Consider the following 17,509-nt stretch of genomic DNA (forward strand, 5'->3'; position numbering starts at 1 on the left):
CCGCCCGGCCAAAGACACTGCCGGGGAAACGCACATGACCACAGCCGATCCGACTGAGCGCATCGAACGCGCCGAGATCGAGGACACCAGCCTTCTCGCCTTCTACCGCGACATGAATGCGCCGGAGCGAAGGACGTTCTGGGCCTGCGCGGCAGGCTGGGCGCTCGACGGCATGGACTTCATGATCTATCCGCTGGTGATCGGCACCATCATCGCACTGTGGAAGGTCGATGCGGCCTCGGCCGGCCTTGCCGGCACGGTGACGCTGCTGGCCTCCGCCATCGGCGGTTGGCTTGGCGGTTATCTCTCCGACCATATCGGCCGGGTCAGGACGCTCCAGATCACCATCATCTGGTTCTCGTTCTTCTCGCTGGTCTGCGCGATCGTGCAGAATTTCGAGCAGCTTTTGATCGCGCGCGCGGTGCTTGGCCTCGGCTTCGGCGGCGAATGGGCCGCTGGCGCCGTGCTGATGGGCGAAGCGATCCGGCCGCAATATCGTGGACGCGCGGTCGGCTCGGTGCAATCGGGCTGGGCGGTCGGCTGGGGCCTTGCCGTGCTGTCGCAGGCGATCCTGTTCTCGGCTCTGCCGGCGGAAACGGCGTGGCGCTGGATGTTCGTGATCGGCGCGCTGCCCGCGCTGCTGGTATTCTATATCCGCCGCTCCGTCGCCGAGCCGGAGATCGCGGCGGAGGCCCGTGCAAAGCAGGCCGCGAGCGGCCATCGTCCGGCGCTCTGGGAGATCTTCTCCGGGCCGATCCTGAAGACCACCATTCTGGCGTCCCTGATGGCGACGGGCTGCCAGGGCGGTTACTACGCCGTCACGTTCTGGGTGCCGCAATTCCTGACCAAGGAGCGTCATCTGTCGATCGTCGGCTCGACCGGCTATCTGTCGACGCTGATCATCGGATCCTTCATCGGCTATCTCGTCGGCGCCTGGCTCGCCGACCGGATCGGACGGCGCAATCTGTTCCTGATCTTCTCGATCGGAGCGATGGCAATCGTGCTGCTCTACACGCAACTGCCGCTGACCAACGAGATCCTGTGGGTGCTCGGATTCCCGCTCGGCTTCTTCGCCTCGGGCTATTTCTCCGGCATTGGCGCGTTTCTGACCGAGCTCTATCCGACGCGGCTGCGCGGCTCCGGCCAGGGCTTTTGCTACAATTTCGGCCGCGGCATCGGCGCGCTGTTTCCATTCCTCGTCGGCGCTCTGTCAGCGTCGACATCGCTTGCCGATGCGATCGCGATCTTCGCGGTTGTGGCTTACGTGCTGTTCTTCGCCGCCGCCTTCGCGCTGCCGGAGACGCGTGGCCGCGTGCTGCACGCGGACTAGTGTTGGATCGGTGAGACCAACTACCGTCCCACCTGGTACGGCCCGCCCTTCTCGAGGGCACGCGCATAGGCCGGCCGCGCGTGGATGCGTTCAAGAAACGCCATGGCCTTGGGATGGCCTTGCTCGAGCCCGCCGCGCGCTTGCGCTGCTTCAAGCGGAAAGCTCATCTGGATGTCGGCTGCAGTGAATTCATTGCCGGCAAACCACTCGCTCTTGCCGAGCTCGCCTTCCCAATAATCCATGTGCTGCTTGAGCTGCGGATTGACCAGCGCGGTCAGCGCCTGGTTCGAGACCTTGCGCACCAGCGGGCGAAGCAGCGCCGGCGCGCGCTTCGGCATCAACGTGAACAGCAGCTTCAGCAGCAGCGGCGACATCGCCGATCCCTCCGCATAGTGCAGCCAATAGGTGAAACGCAGCCGCTCCGGCGTGTTCGGCGGCGGGATCAGCCGGCCGTTGCCGTAGGTCGCGATGAGATATTCGATGATCGCGCCTGATTCCGCGATGGTGTTACCGTTGTCGGTGATGACGGGCGACTTGCCGAGCGGGTGGATCGCGCGCAGCTCTTTCGGCGCGCGCATATCGGGCTGGCGCTGGTAGCGCACGATCTCGTAGGGCACGCCCAACTCCTCGAGCAGCCACAGCACCCGCTGCGAGCGCGAATTGTTGAGGTGGTGGACGGTCAGCATCGCGAGATCCTTAGGTTACTAGGCGTGGTCGGTCGGTCGCGTACCTGCCAGCCCGAGACCGCAATGTCGAGCCATCCGGATGGATGTTTTCATCCGGGTATATTGACCTTCGCAATTTACCCGGATATTAAAGCGGCCAACGTCGTCAATATGGCAATGATTTCAATGCAGAGAACTTTCACCGCCTTTCAGGGTCAGCGTCGCCTGGTGTCCGGGCCGGCAGGAGAGGTCGCGCTGGTCGTCAAGCGCGTGGCGCCACGGCCGGACGAGCCCATCATCATCTTCGAGGACGCCACCGGCAGATCGATCGACTTCGATCTTCGCGGCGGGGACCGCGAGGTCCTGGCGCGTCTGGCGAAGCTGATCCCGCCGCCAGTTGAGGAGACCGCTTCACCAACCGAACCGCGCGGCCGCGGCCGGCCGAAGCTCGGCGTGGTCGCGCGCGAGGTGACGCTGCTGCCGCGGCACTGGGAATGGCTCGGCGCGCAGCCCGGCGGCGCTTCGGTCGCCTTGCGAAAGCTCGTCGACGAGGCGCGACGCGCGAGCGGCGACAAGGACCGCGACCGGCAGGCGCGCGATGCCGCCTATCACTTCATGTCGACCATGGCCGGCAATCTTGCGCAGTTCGAGGAAGCCTCGCGTGCGCTGTTTGCGGATGACCGGCGGCGCTTCACCGGACTGATCGCCGACTGGCCGGCCGACATCCGCGACCACATCGTCAAGCTCGCCTACAGCGACCGCGCGTAAACCGCGCGCCGCTCTCCAACGACCCCATCGACAGCCAAGCCGCGCGTGCTGCGCGCGGCAACGGCTTTGCCCGCCCCGATGAAAGGCTCATCCATGTCCGCTCCAAAACCGCTCTGGAAAAGCTTCCTGCGCTTCCTCGCGCCATTGATGCTGAGCAACGCGCTGCAATCGCTGTTCGGCACCGTCAGCAATGTCTATCTCGGCCAGATGATCGGCGTCGACGCACTCGCCGCAGTCTCGACGTTCTTCCCGGTGTTTTTCTTTCTGTTCGCCTTCGTCATGGGCCTGAGCACCGGCGCCACCGTGCTGATCGGCCAGGCCTTCGGCGCGGGCGAGCACGGGCGGATCAGAATCGTGGTCGGCACGACGCTCGCAGTCGGCCTGCTGCTCTCGATGTCTGTCGGATTGGCCGGCGGCCTGTTCAGCCGGCAATTGATGATGGCGCTCGCGACGCCCGCAGACATTCTCGACCAGGCAAGCGCCTATGCCCGCATCATGCTGCTGACGATGCCGCTCGGATTCGTGTTCCTGCTGATGACGGCGATGATCCGCGGCGTTGGCGACGCAGTGACACCGCTGCTCGCGCTGGCATTGTCGACTGCGATCGGCCTGATCCTGACGCCGATGCTGATCCGCGGCGCATTCGGGCTGCCGGCGCTCGGCATCGCCAGCCCGGCCTGGGCGGCTGCGATCTCCAATGCAGTGGCGCTGCTCGCGCTGGCGGCCTATTTGCTGCGCAAGAAGCACGCGCTCGCACCGGACGTCGCACTGCTGCGCCATGTGAGGCTCAATCGTGCTGTGATCAGACAAATCCTTGGCATTGGATTGCCCAGTGCGGTTGGCATGGTCGTGATGGCGATCGCCGAACTGGTTCTGCTCGGCCTCGTCAACGGCTTCGGCTCGGACGCAACGGCCGCTTACGGCGCGGTCAATCAGGTGATGGGCTACACGCAGTTCACGGCGATGTCGATTTCGATCGCGGTCTCGATCCTCGGCGCGCAAGCCATCGGCGGCGGCGACCGGGCGCGGCTCGACGGTATCGTCCGTACGGGCCTTGCGTTCAACCTCGTCCTGACTGGCGGGCTCGTGGCGCTGATTTATCTCGCGCCGCGCGCCGTGCTTGGCATCTTCATCACCGACGGCACCGTGCTCGACTTGGCGAAGGGACTACTGTTCATCGCCTTGTGGAGCTCGGTGCCGTTCGGCCTTGCGACCACGTTTTCCGGCGCGATGCGTGCCGCCGGCGTTGCGCTGACGCCGATGCTGCTGTCGATCTTCGCCATTGTCGCGATCGAGCTGCCGGCTGCGGTGATCCTGAGCCGCACCGTGGGACTAAAGGGCGTGTGGGCGGCCTATCCGATCGTGTTCTGCGCCATGTTCGGTTTGCAGATGGGCTATTACCTGCTGGTGTGGCGCAAGAAGGCGATCCGGCGCCTGGTCTGATCAGCGAGATATTATGACCATCATTAAACGGTAGACCTGTGGCGCGCGCTGCGCCACAATGGGTGAAAAGTGACTTTAGGGAGAACGAATTTGACCCGCACAGCCCCGCAATTCCTGTTCGATTTCGGCAGTCCGAACGCCTATCTCAGCCATCTGGCGATCCCGGCGATCGAGCAGCGCATCGGCGTCAAGTTCGAATATGTGCCGATCCTGCTCGGCGGCATCTTCAAGTCGACCAACAACAGGTCGCCGGCCGAGACGCTCGCCGGCATCAAGAACAAGCGCGAATTCCAGCAGATCGAGACCGAGCGCTTCGTCAAGCGCTTCAAGGTCCAGCCTTACGTCTTCAATCCCAACTTCCCCGTCAACACGTTGAACCTGATGCGCACCGCGATCGCGGCGCAGCTCGAGGGCGTGTTCGAGACATATGTCGACGCCGCCTTCCACCACATGTGGCGCGAGCCGAAGAAGATGGACGACATCGAGGTCGCAGCCAAGGCGCTGGCGTCGTCGGGCCTCGATGCCCAAAAGCTGTTCGCCCGCGCCCAGGAGCCCGAGGTGAAAGGCAAGCTGATCAAGAACACCGAGGCGGCGGTCGGGCGCGGCGCGTTCGGCTCGCCGACCTTCTTCGTCGGCAACGAGATGTTTTTCGGCAAGGAGCAGTTGCGGGAGGTCGAGGAGATGGTGCTGGAAGGTGGCGAATAGCGAGTCGTGAAATTGTGACTCGTCATTTGCGGCCTCTCGCCCTATTCGCTATTCCCTACTCGCCATTCGCCTCGTTCAACGGAGCTTTACAATGCGTATCCTCGTGGTCGGCGCCGGCGCCATCGGCGGCTACTTTGGTGGCAGGCTGTTGCAGGCCGGCCGCGACGTCACATTCCTGGTCCGGCCGCGCCGCGCCAGCGAGCTTGCGAGCGCCGGTCTCGTCATCAAGAGCCCGAATGGCGACGTGACGCTGAAGAACCCGCCGACCGTGCAGGCCGAAGCGCTCAAGGAGATATTCGACGTCGTGCTGCTCAGCTGCAAGGCGTTCGACCTCGACGATGCCATCAAGTCATTCGCCGCCGCAGTCGGCCCGAACACCGCGATCATCCCGATGCTCAACGGCATGAAGCATCTCGACACACTCGATGCCAAGTTCGGCGAGGAGCGCGTGCTCGGCGGTCTCTGCGCCATCGCCGCGACCTTGAACGAGAAGCGCGAGGTGGTGCAGCTGCAGCCGATGCAGTCGATCAACTACGGTGAGCGCGACGGCAAATTGTCGGATCGCGTCAAGGCGATCGACGAAGCCTTCAAGAGCGGCATCGCTGGTGCCACTGCCAGCCAGAACATCATGCAGGACATGTGGGAGAAGTGGGTGTTCCTGTCCTCGCTCGCCGCAAGCACCAGCCTGATGCGCACCTCGGTCGGCAACATCCTCGCCGCGCCCGGCGGCCGTGACTTCTTGCTCGGCATGCTCGATGAAACCAGCTCGATCGCCACCGCGTCGGGCTACACGCCGGGCGGTCCGTTCTTCGAGCGCGTCAAGGGCAACCTTACCACCGAGGGTTCGCCGATGACGGCCTCGATGTTCCGCGACATCAAGGCGGGTCTTCCGGTCGAGGCCGATCATGTGATCGGCGACCTGATCGCACGCGCCGACGCCGCCAAGGTCCCGGTTCCGAAGCTGCGCATCGCGTATACGCATCTCAAGGCGTATGAGAAGCAGCGGGCGGGGTAAACTGCTGTCGTCCCGGACAAGCGCAGCGAAGCGGAGCGCTATTTGAAGTACGCGAGATAGTGCGAGACGGCGGTGATTTCCTCATCGCTCATGTGATAGGCGACATCGGCCATCGCGGCGACGCCGCCGCCGACGCGCTGGCTGGTCTTGTAGTCGTGCAGCGCCTTGACCAGATATTCCTCGCGCTGACCCGCGAGCCGCGCGACGGCCTTGGTGCCGGCAAAGCTATCCGTGTGGCATGAGGCGCAGCGGCGGCCGGCGGCCACTTGCGCGCCTTTTTTCGACAGGTCCGGATCCTTGTCGTCTGCTGCCTTCGGCGGCGTCATGGCCGCGAAATAGGCGCCGAGACTGCGAACGTCTTCGTTGGTGATCTCGGCGGCAATCGGCTGCATCTGCTCGTTCTTGCGCGAGCCGGCGCGGAAGAACACGAGCTGCCATTGCAGGAATTGGTCGGGCTGACCGGCCAGCGAGGGAATGTTCTCGGTCTGCGAGATACCGTTCTCGCCGTGACAGCCGGAGCAAACGGCAGCCTTCTCCTGGACGGCAGTATTGTCCGCGGCGCTTGCGGAAAGGGCGCCAAGCGTGAGGAGCGCAGCCGCGCTGATTGTGTGCGAGATGAACTGCCGGCGCATGGAAGGAATTCCGATCTAGGAACGACAGCGTGAGACTTTGAAATGAAAGAGGCTGCGGCGCCTCTCGGCCACCGCAGCCTCCTGGTCATGTCGCGCTACTTCTTGCTGTAGCTGATGCGATAGATCGCGCCGGCCCAGTCGTCGGCGACGAGGATCGAGCCGTCCTTGGCGAGGATGATGTCATCGGGGCGGCCGAGATAGCCCTGGTCGCCCTCGATCCAGCCGGAGGCGAACACCTCCTGCTTGGCGTTCTTGCCGTCGGGCCCGACGATCACGCGCACGATGCGGCCGCCCTGGTACTTGTGGCGATTCCAGGAGCCGTGCTCGGCGATCAGGATGTTGTTCTTGTATTCGGCGGGGAACTGGTCGCCGGTGTAGAACTTCATACCGAGCGGAGCGACGTGGGCGCCGAGATTCAGCACGGGCGGCGTGAACTCGGAGCATTTGTGGCCCATGGCGAACTTCGGATCGGGAAGGTCGCCCTGGTGGCAGTAGGGATAGCCGAAATGCTCGCCCATCTTCGAGATCATGTTCAGCTTGTCGGAGGGGAGGTCGTCACTGACCCAGTCGCGGGCGTTCTCGGTGAACCAGTATTTTCCGGTGCGCGGATCGACGTCGCCGCCGACCGAGTTGCGAACGCCGAGCGCATAGACTTCGGCATTGCCGGTCTTGGGATCGACGCGCCGGATCTGCGAGAGACTGGTCGGGGGAATGCCGACGTTGAAGGGCGGTCCGAACGGAATGTAGAACCAGCCGTCCTTGTCGGCCGCGAGGTACTTCCAGCCATGCGCGGCATAGGACGGCATGTCGTCATAGACGACCTTGCCTTCGCCGAGGTTGTCGAGCTTGTTTTCGACGTCGTCGTAGCGGATCAGCTTGTCGACCGCGATGACGTAGAGCGCACCGTCCTTGACGGCCAGACCGGTGGGCATGTTCAGCCCCTTGAGGATGGTCTTGACCTCTTTCTTTCCGTTGTTGTCCTTGATGGCATAGACGTTGCCGAGGCCAAACGAGCCGACGAACAGCGTGCCCTTGTCACCCCAGGCCATCTGACGCGCGGCCAGCACGCCGGAGGCGTAGACCTCCATCTTGAAGCCCGCCGGCAGCTTCACCTTCTTGATGATGTTGGCGAGCTCGGCATCGGAGGCGCCGGTCGGCGGACCCGAGGGCGGCGCGAGACCCTTCTGCGCCTCGTTCTCGTCGCCGAGGAACCAGTCATCCGGCGGATGGGTCCAGAATTCCTTGGTGCCGGATTCGTATTTCTTCAGCGGTTTGCTTTTGTCCTGTGCACTGCCGGCGCTGGTCCCGGCAAGAAGGGCAACCGCCGCAAGCGCCAACACGGATCGATGGATCATCGATTTCATCGCGTCACTCCCCTAAGGCAGCCGTCAGGGCTGCACGTTATTTTGTTCTGATAGTCGAGAGGCGAAGTTCGGAGTCTGTCAGAGAGGCAGACCCAAAAAGGTTAGCACATCTGCGACCGGAGAGAAGCGCGTCGCATGCGTTGCAGCTGCCCTCCGCGACGACGACAAGCTCGCTGCAACGCGAAATCGAGATGGCGCGTGCCTCTTTTGAGAGCAGCAGAATGGTCGACCAATCCAAAAACGCGAAAACAACCCCATGCACAGTAGAACGGCGGAAGCCGGACGATGCGCGGTGACACCGGCCACACGTCTGAAACATCGTGCGAATTGACGAAAGCGGCGACTATTTGGCGACGGGATACGGTCCATCGTCGAATGGCGTGTCGTGATAGCCCTTCGCTCCCACCTCGCGCGCCAGGGAGCTGCGGAAATCGGAGCCATCGCGCAGGCTGCGCAGCACATGGGCGAAATCGAATTCCGGGTGCCAGCCCAGCTCGCGCCGCGCGCGATCGTTGACATAGACGCGATCGATTTCGGGAAATAACCGCCAGCCGCGTGCCGCATAGAGCTCGGCGCAATCCGGATAGAGCTCGCGCACGACACCGGCCGCGTCGCGGGCGAGCGCCGCGAGATGGTGCTGCCCAAACGGGGTTGTAGCCGAGACGATATAGCGGGCGAACCCGATCTCCGGCGCGCGCACCGCGGCGAGCAGATGGGCGCTCACCGCGTCCGCTATATCCAGCCGTCTATAGAGCAGCTCGTTGGCTTGCGCATTGTCCAGCGGGTAGGCCGACCGCATTGCGGGATCGTCGTCGTCCTCCGGAAAGAACCGCGAGGTCCGCAACACCACGACCGGAAGCCGGCGCTCGCGAAAGAATAGCTCGCACAGATTTTCCGCCATCAGCTTTGTGGTGCCGTAGATGTTCTTCGGGATCGCCGGCAGGTCCTCGGTGACCCACACCGCGGTCTGGCCCGCCTCCGGCCGGAGTTGCGAACCGAATGCACTGGTGGTGCTGGTGAAGACAAAGCTCTTCACGCCGGCCGCCGTGGCCGCCTCGAGCAAATTGAGCGTGCCGGTGACGTTGGTATCGACAAAGTCCTGCTTGCTGTGGGTCGCCACATGCGGCTTGTGCAGCGTCGCGCTGTGGATGACGGCGGTGACGCCGTCCATCTGCGCCCGGACGAAGCCGGGATCGACGATCGAGCCGACCGCGTCGGTGAAGGGCGATGCCTTCAGGTCGATCCCGCGCGCAGATGACCCGCGACGCCGGAGCGTTCGGAGAATGGCCTCCCCGAGGTGGCCAGCACTGCCGGTGATCAGGATTGTCATTGCACCTCCCGAACGGCGTTCCGGCGGCACGCAGGGCGGGCTGAATTGGTCCAGCCCGCCTCACGCACCAGCCTGCCAACCGGCAATCGTTTGTGCCCGAAACTGCCGCCGGTCAATCACAGGCCGAGGCGACGCGCATCGTCGGCGAGAAACGCCTGACCGCTGCGATGCTTCACGCTGGGCAATTCGGCAACTCGTGCGCGCCAGGCGAGGAGGGCGTGAGAGTTTTCGGGAATGGTGAGGCCCGCGGCATCGGCGAACAGCAGACCGGCAAAGATGGTGATGTCCGCCATCGAGAACACCTCGCCGGCGATGTAGGGCTGCTGCCCCAGCACAGCGTTGAAATAGGTCATTCCCGCGCGAGCACGTTCGCCTTGCCGTCGTCCCCACTCGGCGCGGCCGGTCCAGTCGAGGCTCTTGAAGGCCTGAAGCTTCGGGCCGAGACCGGGTGTCGCATGATGGAAGTACTCGCCGACCGGATCGATCAGTTCGGCCTCCGCGCGCCGCTGCATCATATGGATCAGCCCTCTCTGTTTCGGCGTCGTGCCCGTCAGCGTCGGGTGGCCGTCCATGTGATCGAGATATTCGGTGATCGCCGTGGATTCCGAGATGAAGGTGCCGTCGTCCAGCTCAAGAACGGGCAAGACGCCCGAGGGGTTCTTTTGCAGGAACGCAGGGCTCTTGTGTTCGGCCCCGATAAGGTCGACCGGGATAAACTCGACCTGAGAGTCGAGCTGCTTTTCCGCAAGCACGATGCGGATGCGGGTGGGGTTGGGAAAGCCTGGACGATCATAGATTCTCATTTGTCACCTTTTATCTGTCTATCGATAGATAGGCTACTGAAAACCAATAGGCCCTTTTCATCGGGGCGGTCAACAGCTATCTATCGATCGATAGGTAATGAAACCGATGGCAAAAACCAAAACTGACATGCGGGAAGCCGTCCTGGCGGCGGCGCGGGCCACTGTGCAAGCGCGCGGATACACGGCGCTGAGCTTCCGCGAGTTGGCCAAGGAGGTCGGGATTAAGAGCGCCAGCGTGCACTACCACTTTCCCACCAAGGGCGATCTCGGCGTGGCCCTGGCGCGGCGCTACACCGAGGAGGGTGCCGCCTATCTGGAGGAGATTCTCGCCACGGCACCCGATCCGCGTACTTGTTTCGACCGCTACGTCGGGATCTTTCGTGCCGCGCTGGCCAACGGCAATCGCATGTGCCTGAGCGGCGTCATGAGCGCCGAGCTCGATGATCTCCCTGAAGAAGTGAGGCACGAGATCGATCGTTTTCCGCGCATGAATATCGCATGGATCGCGCGTGTGCTGGCAACCACCAAGCCATCTCCCAGCGAAGAGGAGAGGAACGAGCGCTCGATGGCGATTTATGCCGCGGTCGCAGGCGCACAGCTGATTGCGCGCGGTCGCAACGATATCTCGGTCTACGATCGCTCCATCGAGGCCTACCGCGTCTCGGGATTGATTCCCTGATCAGCAGCGCTCGAGACAGGCCGAAGCGAATTGCGCTTACGGGATTTTGGATGCTCTGGGAAAAACTGGAGCGGGCGAAGGGGCTCGAACCCTCGACCCCGACCTTGGCAAGGTCGTGCTCTACCACTGAGCTACACCCGCATCCTGTGTCGGTCGCGTGACGCGCCGGCAACGGCTGTCGTATGCCAAAAGCGGACGGCGAATGCAACAGCTACCGGCGGCATAGATTCGCTTTCGGAGCCCCAATATGAGCCCGAACCCGGCCGAATCGCCCCAAAACATCCCGGAACCGCCGAATCGACGCCGGTGGATTGAAATTCGGCCGACCCGGCCCAATTTTAGGGCCGACAACGAAGCATATGCGATGGCGACGTGCTAAAGACCCGCCATTCCAGACATCAGACGAGGGGATCCCGTGACGATCATCGACCAGGGTAACGGAGCCGCAGTCCCGGCTGCGGCCGATCTGATCAAGGACACCACCACCCAGACCTTCGTGAAGGACGTCATCGAGGAATCGAAGCGCCAGCCGGTGCTGATCGACTTCTGGGCGGAGTGGTGTGGTCCCTGCAAGCAGCTCACGCCCGTGCTGGAGAAGGCGGTCAAGGCCGCCAAGGGCAAGGTCAAGCTGGTCAAGATGAACATCGACCAGCATCCGGCGATTCCGGGCCAGATGGGCATCCAGTCGATCCCGGCCGTGATCGCCTTCGTCAACGGCCAGCCCGCCGACGGCTTCATGGGCGCGGTGCCGGAGAGCCAGGTCAATGCCTTCATCGAAAAGCTGACCAAGGGCGTCACTGCGCCCGGCGAGCCCAACGTCGCCGAGATTCTGCAGGAGGCCGAGGCCGTTCTCGCCGAGGGCGACGCCGCAGCCGCCGCGCAGATCTACGCCGAAGTGCTCCAGTATGATTCGACCAACATCGCAGCACTCGCCGGCCTGGCAAAATGCTACGTCACCTCCGGTGCGATGGAGCAGGCCAAGCAGACGCTGGCCATGGTACCGGAATCCAAGCGCAACGATCCGGCCGTGAAGGCCGTGCAGGCCGCGATCGATCTCGCCGAACAGGCGGAACAGCTCGGGCCCATCACCGAGCTGGAACAGAAAGTCGCCGCAAATCCGCTCGATCATCAGGCACGCTTCGACCTCGCCACCGCGCTGAACGCGCAGGGCAACCGGGTCGCCGCCACCGAGCAGCTGCTCGCGATCGTCAAGCGCGACCGCAAATGGAACGACGACGGCGCCCGCAAGCAGCTGGTGCAGTTCTTCGAGGCCTGGGGCGGCACGGATGAGGCAACCGTCGAGGGACGCAAGCGCTTGTCGACGATCCTGTTTTCATAAGGAAAACGTGCCGGCGACGTCAGCGGGGACCAGATGCCGATCAACATCGAATATCGCGGCCCCGCCGACCTTCCGGAAATCATTCCGGTGTTTCCGCTGCCGGGCGCGTTGCTGTTGCCGCGCGGCCAGATGCCGCTCAACATTTTCGAGCCGCGCTATCTCGAGATGGTCGACGACAGTTTTCGCGATGGCCATCGCCTGATCGGCATGATCCAGCCTGATGCGGCGCATTCGCCAAAGAATTCCGACAGACCGGCGCTGTTCCGGGTCGGCTGCGTCGGCCGCATCACCCAGCTCGCCGAGTCCGGCGACGGCCGCTACATCCTCGAGCTCACCGGCGTCGCGCGCTTCAGGGTGCTCGAGGAGCTCGAGGTGCTGACCGCCTACCGCCAGTGCAAGGTCGATTTCTTCGCCTTTACCGACGATTTCACCGCGCGGATGGGCGAGGACGAGGTCAACCGCGAGGCGCTGCTGGTGGCGCTGGCGGATTTCTTGAAGGCCAACAATCTCAAGGTCGACTGGGAAGGCGTCGAGAGCGCGCCCAACGAGGCGCTGGTCAACGCGCTGGCGATGATGTCGCCCTATGGCCCCGCCGAGAAGCAGGCGATGCTGGAAGCGCCTGACCTGAAGACCCGCGCCGAGATCCTGATCGCGGTCACCGAGATGGACCTCGCCAAGAAACGTACCTCGGGCGATCCGCCGCTGCAGTGACCGCCTGAATACTCACGCAGCACGGATGGCTGCCCTGGCACCTCGCCGCAGCATTTTTGCGACGCTGGATGCAGGCATCGGCCGGCTGAAATAGTAGCCCTGGGTTTCGACGCTCCCCTCTTCGCGGAGAATGTCCAGCTGCTCCTTCGTTTCGACGCCTTCGGCGGTCGTCGTCTTGCCGAGGCTGACTGCGAAACGAACCACCGCTCGCGCGAGGTGCTGCGCCTCTTCGCTCGCGCTGGATAGTTCGTTGACGAAGCTGCGGTCGATCTTGATCTTGTCGAATGGGAATCTTTGCAGAAAGCTCAGCGATGAGTAGCCGGTGCCGAAATCGTCGAGCGCTACTCGCACACCGAGCTCGCGCAGTTGACCGAGTGCTGCGAAGACAGCTTCGCTATCATGCATGATCACCGTCTCGGTGACCTCGAGCTCAAGCCTGTGCGGCGCAACGCCCGAACCGGCCAGCGCGCCGATAACGACCGCGACAAGCTCCTTGCTCCTGAATTGAGCGGGAGACAGGTTGATCGCAATTCTGAGATCGGTAGGCCATTTGGCGGCTTCCGCACAGGCGGTCCTCAAGACCCATTCTCCCAGCGGCACGATCAAGCCGGTCTCTTCCGCAAGCGGGATGAATTCGCTGGGCATGACCAGACCTCGCTTCGGGTGATGCCAGCGTAGCAGGGACTCGAAGCCGCGGATCTCGCCGGTCGTGGCAACGACAAATGGCTGGTAGTGGAGCTCGAATTCACCGCCGGCAATCGCATCCCGCATGTCGCGCTCCAGGTTGCGTCGCGCATGCATGAGCTCGTCGAGTTCCGGCTCGAAGAAACGGAACGCGCCACGTCCGCCACTCTTGGCCGAGTAGAGGGCGAGATCCGCGCTCTTCATGAGCACGTCGGAATCATCGCCATCGCGCGGCGCGATGGCGATGCCAATGCTGGTGCCCACCGTGACCCGATGATCGCCGAGATCGAAGGGTTCGCGAAGCACCTTTATGATCCTTTCGGCGAGCGAGGCCGCCTCCACGGCCGGGTTGGTCACGTAGTCGATCACCGCGAACTCGTCGCCGCCGAGGCGGGCGATCAACGCGGTTTCCGTGGTGCAATCGCGCAAACGCGCCGCGACGGCGCGCAACAGGGAATCGCCCGCCGGATGTCCCAGCGTGTCGTTGACTTCCTTGAAGCGATCGAGATCGAGCATGAGCACCGCAAGATCGAGGCCACCATTGCGCGTAACTGCAATGGCATGCTCCATCCGCTCTCTGAGCAGCACGCGATTCGGCAGATCGGTCAGCGCATCGTGTTGCGCCATATGAGTGATCTTGGCCTCGGACCGGCGCTGCTCGGTGACGTCGAGATGCGTCGCCACCCACCCGCCGCCGGCCATTGGCTGCCGCGTGACGCAGATCAACCGCCTGTCCGCGAACTCGTCGATCCTGCTCGAGACTGCATCGAACGGCAACGCGGCCAGCTTCGAGACGAATTGCTCGGCCGCGCCCTCGCTTGTGTCGCCCTTGAGGATACCGTTCACAATGCGATGCCGGATGATGTCGGTATGCGGTGTCCCCGTTCTCAGCAATTCCGGCGGCAGCCGGTAGAGCCGGGCATAACGCTCGTTGCAGATGACAAGTCGCTTCTCCGCATCGAACATGCAAACGCCCTCAACCATATTGTTGATGGCCGTATCGAGCCTGAGCTTCTGCTCCTGGAGCTCTCTTTGCGAACCTTCGAGTTGCTGCCGGGCGATCGAAAGCTGGCCGATGATTTCCTTGAATCTGCTGGTTCTGGTCGCAAGGCGCGAATCCGCCAGCACACCGACAAGGCTCATCCCGAGCACTGACAGGGCCACACCCGCGATTGCCACGGCGAGGAAGGCGGGAGAAAGCGACAAGGTATCGTTGTTCAGCGTCGGGTCCGGAACGATCTGCACAGCCCCCATGGCCGTGAAGTGGTGCGACACGATGGCGAGCGTCAGCAGCAACGCGGCGGCGAAGGTCCCCCACTTACCCTTGTGACCCAGGGCGATCGCGAGTGCAGCGTAGCCCAGCAACATGCCGAGGGCGATCGAGATGAACACCAGCCCGGGCGACCAGGTCACGCGACCCGGCACTTCGAGGGCCCACATGCCGAGATAGTGCATGCTCGCAATACCAGCGCCGATGATGCCGCCGCCGGCAGCTGCGCGCCATCGGCCGGAGTAGCTGACCGCAACGCCAAAACCGGCCGAGGTCAAGATCATCGCGGCCGCGAGCGACAGCCCTGTCAGCGCGATGCCGTAACCGGTCTGGACGCCAGGCTCGTAGGCGAGCATTGCAACAAAATGCGTAGCCCAGATTCCGTAGCCGATGGCGGCGCCTGCGATCGCAATCCAGATCAGCCGCCTCCTGGCTCGCGAGGCAATCGCGCGATGAAAGATACTGACGGCCACGATGCTTGCAGCAAAGCAAACCAGGCCGGCGAGCATGACAAGCCGCCAATCATGCTCGGCTGTGAGGCAGGTAAAAACGCGGAACATTGAAAATCGCTCCCTCGTCAATGCTTCGACAATTGATCGGAGTGAGCTTTCGCCGCGTTAATTTTCCACAATGCCCGGTTGCATGCCTATCGTGAGGTAAACGTTGCCTGGCAAAGACGCCAATGGGCGGTAGTTCGGTGCGGGTGAGGGGTTCAGCTCCCGTGAAACTACGTGGCTTATGTGCGCTGCGGGATAACTGCGGTGCAATCCTTCCGTCCAGGACAACACATCCCGCTCAGGGATGATGGCGGATGCGTTTTCGTCCCGTGATCATCGCGCGAATCAGATTCTCGCGTTGGAGCATTCCCATCAGCGCTGCGCCGGCGACGTGCAGCACGACAAGGACCATGACGGCGTCCGACGCATAAGCGTGGGTGTCCTCGATCCACCAGACGCCGAAGAAGGTGACGGTCACCGACATCGCGCCCGTGATTGCCGAGACTGCGAGCGACAGCAGCAGCGCGACCAACATCAAGGTGCCGGCAGGATTGAGCCCGATATAGCGGCCGGTGATGCCGCGTCGCAGATTCCAGAGATAGAAGGGCGCCGCGCGGAGCCTGACACCGATCACGCGAAAGCGCGAATAGCGGCTTCCCCAGAATCCCCAGACCAGACGGAAGGCCAACAGCCCGATCACGCCATAGCCGACGATGCGGTGAAGCCCGTCATAGACGGTTGGCGTGAACCACGCGACCAGAACGCTGACCGCGAGGGCCCAGTGCCAGAGGCGCAGCGGAAGGTCCCAGACCTCGACCGTCCGCGAAGTGGCCTTGTCCGCGGGGGTCCTGTTGGACGCCCCGCTCGCTTCGGGTACCGCTTCGTTCATAAGCCTCGGTTCACCTTGCGCCGTTCACTTAACGCGGATCACTTGGCATCAGTTCACTTGGCATCAGATCACTTGGCGCAGATCACTTGGCAATCGTGTGCTTCAGGCTGAGATCTTCCGGGCTGTAGAACAGCTCGTAGAGCTTGCCTTCCTTGACGCCATAGACCTCATAGCACGAGCCTTCGATCTTGGAACGCCGCACCTCGTAGCCAGCCGCCTTGGCCTTGGCTTCGGCATCGCCAGCCGGCTTCCACGATGCCTTGTCGAGCTTGGTGCAGTTCTTGAAACCGTCGGCCATCGCCGCCGACCCCATGCCGATCCCGACCGTCAGTGCAATGGCAAGAACACGAATGACTCTCACGAATGTCTCCTCCTCTGTCGTGTGCGCGAAGCGCGCCCGAAGGAAACAAAGCATAGGATGAAGTCAACCGGGTTCGGATCGGCCCAGCGTTAGAGATATTCTAACCGTCGTCAAAACGTCAGCGCGCTCCGCGCGCAACGCTTATTTGGCCGCTCCATGCGGCCTTACGCCTCACGGCTCGGATTCGTCCGCGAACGTGGCGAAGTTCGCTAGGCCGCATGGCGCGCGCCGGGATACTGGCGTCGCAGCCAGTCTGCCCAGGCGAGGCGCCCGCGCACGCCCTGACTGACGACAAAGCCCATGCGACGCGCTCTTGTCTCGGACATGGGTATCGGCAGGATTTTTCGATGCAGGCCTCGCGCATCCCGATACTGGCCGGCCAGCGCGGCGACGCTGAGATCTTCGGGACCGCCAATCTCCGCGCGCTCGCCGCGCGCCCCGTCGAAGGCGCATGCTACCACGTGATCGGCAACATCGGAGGCATCGACGGGATTGAAGGGCGTCGTCGGCATCGGCCACAGTGGAAGCCAGGCGAGGCCCGCAAGCATCTTGTCGAGCAGATAATAGAACGGCATCGCGCGAACGACGGACCACGACAGTGCGGAAGCGCGAACCAGCTGCTCGCCGGCGAGCTTGACCCGTGCATAGGGCAACGTGGCCTCGTCGAGCCCGACGATCGACACATGCAGGAAGTGCCGCACGGATTGCTCCTGGCAGAGCGACAGCAATCGCTCCGTTCCCTCGACATCCACGGCGGAAGGGGAACTGAAGAAATCGACCGGCCGAATACCGCCTCGCCGCGCGATCGGCGAATAGGTCGCCGCACTGATGACGGTGTCGACGTCACGCAACGCGTCCCGCAAGCCGGCGCCCGTGGCAAGATCGCCCCTGGCCCATTCGACGTCCGAGCGGGCCTCCGGTGATCTCGCAAACAATCGGACGCGATGTCCACCGCGAATGAGGCGATCGACGATCTCCCTGCCGAGATGGCCCGTGCCGCCGGTGACGAGTGTCAACGCCATGC

Annotated in this window: 17 protein-coding genes and 1 tRNA gene; 8 read left to right on the plus strand and 10 right to left on the minus strand. The window is 63.3% G+C overall.

Annotation, left to right across the window (positions count from 1 at the left end; translation table 11 throughout):
• Positions 1–34 precede the first annotated feature (34 nt).
• The gene (locus tag ABIC09_RS33770; RefSeq protein WP_148752795.1) at positions 35–1,330 is read left to right on the plus strand and encodes an MFS transporter; all 1,296 of its coding nucleotides are present in this window, start codon (positions 35–37) and stop codon (positions 1,328–1,330) included.
• A gap of 20 nt (positions 1,331–1,350) precedes the next feature.
• On the opposite strand, the gene ABIC09_RS33775 is transcribed toward ABIC09_RS33770, so the two are convergent.
• Positions 1,351–2,016, minus strand: coding sequence for a glutathione S-transferase family protein (locus ABIC09_RS33775; protein WP_148752794.1), 666 nt, complete (start codon positions 2,014–2,016; stop codon positions 1,351–1,353).
• Between the two features lie 150 nt (positions 2,017–2,166).
• Between ABIC09_RS33775 and ABIC09_RS33780 the strand changes: the two genes are divergently transcribed.
• The 4 genes from ABIC09_RS33780 (at position 2,167) to panE (ending at position 5,926) form a co-directional block, all read left to right on the plus strand.
• Positions 2,167–2,763, plus strand: a complete 597-nt coding sequence (locus ABIC09_RS33780; RefSeq protein WP_148752793.1) for a DUF2239 family protein — start codon at positions 2,167–2,169, stop codon at positions 2,761–2,763.
• Between the two features lie 93 nt (positions 2,764–2,856).
• Positions 2,857–4,206 (plus strand): MATE family efflux transporter, encoded by a 1,350-nt coding sequence (locus ABIC09_RS33785; RefSeq protein ID WP_354111976.1) that lies wholly within the window; start codon positions 2,857–2,859, stop codon positions 4,204–4,206.
• A gap of 90 nt (positions 4,207–4,296) precedes the next feature.
• Positions 4,297–4,911, plus strand: coding sequence for a 2-hydroxychromene-2-carboxylate isomerase (locus tag ABIC09_RS33790; protein ID WP_187435017.1), 615 nt, complete (start codon positions 4,297–4,299; stop codon positions 4,909–4,911).
• Between the two features lie 91 nt (positions 4,912–5,002).
• Positions 5,003–5,926 (plus strand): 2-dehydropantoate 2-reductase, encoded by a 924-nt coding sequence (gene panE, locus ABIC09_RS33795; protein ID WP_148752790.1) that lies wholly within the window; start codon positions 5,003–5,005, stop codon positions 5,924–5,926.
• Positions 5,927–5,964: 38 nt separating this feature from the next.
• Here the strand turns inward: panE and ABIC09_RS33800 are convergent, their stop codons facing one another.
• From ABIC09_RS33800 to ABIC09_RS33815, 4 genes are all read right to left on the minus strand, one after another.
• Positions 5,965–6,558 (minus strand): c-type cytochrome, encoded by a 594-nt coding sequence (locus ABIC09_RS33800; protein ID WP_148752789.1) that lies wholly within the window; start codon positions 6,556–6,558, stop codon positions 5,965–5,967.
• Positions 6,559–6,653: 95 nt separating this feature from the next.
• Positions 6,654–7,922 carry a PQQ-dependent sugar dehydrogenase gene (locus ABIC09_RS33805; protein WP_148752788.1) on the minus strand — a complete coding sequence of 423 codons (1,269 nt, stop codon included), beginning with the start codon at positions 7,920–7,922 and terminating at the stop codon, positions 6,654–6,656.
• Between the two features lie 343 nt (positions 7,923–8,265).
• Positions 8,266–9,252, minus strand: coding sequence for an NAD-dependent epimerase/dehydratase family protein (locus tag ABIC09_RS33810; RefSeq protein WP_354111977.1), 987 nt, complete (start codon positions 9,250–9,252; stop codon positions 8,266–8,268).
• A 116-nt stretch (positions 9,253–9,368) separates the two neighbouring features.
• On the minus strand, positions 9,369–10,055 hold the full coding sequence (locus ABIC09_RS33815) for a glutathione S-transferase family protein (RefSeq protein WP_148752786.1): 687 nt from the start codon (positions 10,053–10,055) through the stop codon (positions 9,369–9,371).
• A 106-nt stretch (positions 10,056–10,161) separates the two neighbouring features.
• On the opposite strand from ABIC09_RS33815, the gene ABIC09_RS33820 reads away from it, so the two are divergent.
• Positions 10,162–10,734: a TetR/AcrR family transcriptional regulator gene (locus ABIC09_RS33820; RefSeq protein WP_148752785.1), complete on the plus strand. Its 573-nt coding sequence runs from the start codon at positions 10,162–10,164 to the stop codon at positions 10,732–10,734.
• 66 nt (positions 10,735–10,800) lie between these two features.
• Here the strand turns inward: ABIC09_RS33820 and ABIC09_RS33825 are convergent.
• Positions 10,801–10,875, minus strand: a tRNA-Gly gene (locus ABIC09_RS33825).
• Between the two features lie 274 nt (positions 10,876–11,149).
• Here ABIC09_RS33825 and trxA point away from each other — a divergent pair.
• Together trxA and ABIC09_RS33835 are read left to right on the plus strand one after the other, a co-directional pair.
• Positions 11,150–12,073 carry a thioredoxin gene (gene trxA / locus ABIC09_RS33830; protein WP_354031200.1) on the plus strand — a complete coding sequence of 308 codons (924 nt, stop codon included), beginning with the start codon at positions 11,150–11,152 and terminating at the stop codon, positions 12,071–12,073.
• Positions 12,074–12,106: 33 nt separating this feature from the next.
• Positions 12,107–12,784: an LON peptidase substrate-binding domain-containing protein gene (locus ABIC09_RS33835; protein ID WP_148752783.1), complete on the plus strand. Its 678-nt coding sequence runs from the start codon at positions 12,107–12,109 to the stop codon at positions 12,782–12,784.
• A 12-nt stretch (positions 12,785–12,796) separates the two neighbouring features.
• Here the strand turns inward: ABIC09_RS33835 and ABIC09_RS33840 are convergent, their stop codons facing one another.
• The 4 genes from ABIC09_RS33840 to ABIC09_RS33855 form a co-directional block, all read right to left on the minus strand.
• On the minus strand, positions 12,797–15,298 hold the full coding sequence (locus tag ABIC09_RS33840; protein WP_354111978.1) for an EAL domain-containing protein: 2,502 nt from the start codon (positions 15,296–15,298) through the stop codon (positions 12,797–12,799).
• A gap of 235 nt (positions 15,299–15,533) precedes the next feature.
• Positions 15,534–16,124 (minus strand): cytochrome b/b6 domain-containing protein, encoded by a 591-nt coding sequence (locus ABIC09_RS33845; protein WP_148752781.1) that lies wholly within the window; start codon positions 16,122–16,124, stop codon positions 15,534–15,536.
• 82 nt (positions 16,125–16,206) lie between these two features.
• Positions 16,207–16,485 carry a PepSY domain-containing protein gene (locus ABIC09_RS33850; protein WP_187435015.1) on the minus strand — a complete coding sequence of 93 codons (279 nt, stop codon included), beginning with the start codon at positions 16,483–16,485 and terminating at the stop codon, positions 16,207–16,209.
• 209 nt (positions 16,486–16,694) lie between these two features.
• Positions 16,695–17,507 carry an SDR family oxidoreductase gene (locus ABIC09_RS33855; RefSeq protein WP_354111979.1) on the minus strand — a complete coding sequence of 271 codons (813 nt, stop codon included), beginning with the start codon at positions 17,505–17,507 and terminating at the stop codon, positions 16,695–16,697.
• Positions 17,508–17,509: the final 2 nt, after the last annotated feature.

This window comes from Bradyrhizobium sp. S3.12.5 (genome assembly GCF_040548225.1).
In the GTDB taxonomy this organism is placed as follows: domain Bacteria; phylum Pseudomonadota; class Alphaproteobacteria; order Rhizobiales; family Xanthobacteraceae; genus Bradyrhizobium; species Bradyrhizobium cytisi.

Bases quoted from the DNA above. Each gene is read 5' to 3' on its own strand.
- ABIC09_RS33845 (WP_148752781.1), bottom strand. From the start codon at position 16,124: ATGAACGAAGCGGTACCCGAAGCGAGCGGGGCGTCCAACAGGACCCCC.
- ABIC09_RS33855 (WP_354111979.1), bottom strand. From the start codon at position 17,507: ATGGCGTTGACACTCGTCACCGGCGGCACGGGCCATCTCGGCAGGGAG.
- ABIC09_RS33820 (WP_148752785.1), top strand. From the start codon at position 10,162: ATGGCAAAAACCAAAACTGACATGCGGGAAGCCGTCCTGGCGGCGGCG.
- panE (WP_148752790.1), top strand. From the start codon at position 5,003: ATGCGTATCCTCGTGGTCGGCGCCGGCGCCATCGGCGGCTACTTTGGT.
- ABIC09_RS33835 (WP_148752783.1), top strand. From the start codon at position 12,107: ATGCCGATCAACATCGAATATCGCGGCCCCGCCGACCTTCCGGAAATC.
- ABIC09_RS33775 (WP_148752794.1), bottom strand. From the start codon at position 2,016: ATGCTGACCGTCCACCACCTCAACAATTCGCGCTCGCAGCGGGTGCTG.
- ABIC09_RS33840 (WP_354111978.1), bottom strand. From the start codon at position 15,298: ATGTTCCGCGTTTTTACCTGCCTCACAGCCGAGCATGATTGGCGGCTT.
- ABIC09_RS33805 (WP_148752788.1), bottom strand. From the start codon at position 7,922: ATGAAATCGATGATCCATCGATCCGTGTTGGCGCTTGCGGCGGTTGCC.
- ABIC09_RS33810 (WP_354111977.1), bottom strand. From the start codon at position 9,252: ATGACAATCCTGATCACCGGCAGTGCTGGCCACCTCGGGGAGGCCATT.
- ABIC09_RS33815 (WP_148752786.1), bottom strand. From the start codon at position 10,055: ATGAGAATCTATGATCGTCCAGGCTTTCCCAACCCCACCCGCATCCGC.
- ABIC09_RS33770 (WP_148752795.1), top strand. From the start codon at position 35: ATGACCACAGCCGATCCGACTGAGCGCATCGAACGCGCCGAGATCGAG.
- ABIC09_RS33785 (WP_354111976.1), top strand. From the start codon at position 2,857: ATGTCCGCTCCAAAACCGCTCTGGAAAAGCTTCCTGCGCTTCCTCGCG.
- ABIC09_RS33800 (WP_148752789.1), bottom strand. From the start codon at position 6,558: ATGCGCCGGCAGTTCATCTCGCACACAATCAGCGCGGCTGCGCTCCTC.
- ABIC09_RS33780 (WP_148752793.1), top strand. From the start codon at position 2,167: ATGGCAATGATTTCAATGCAGAGAACTTTCACCGCCTTTCAGGGTCAG.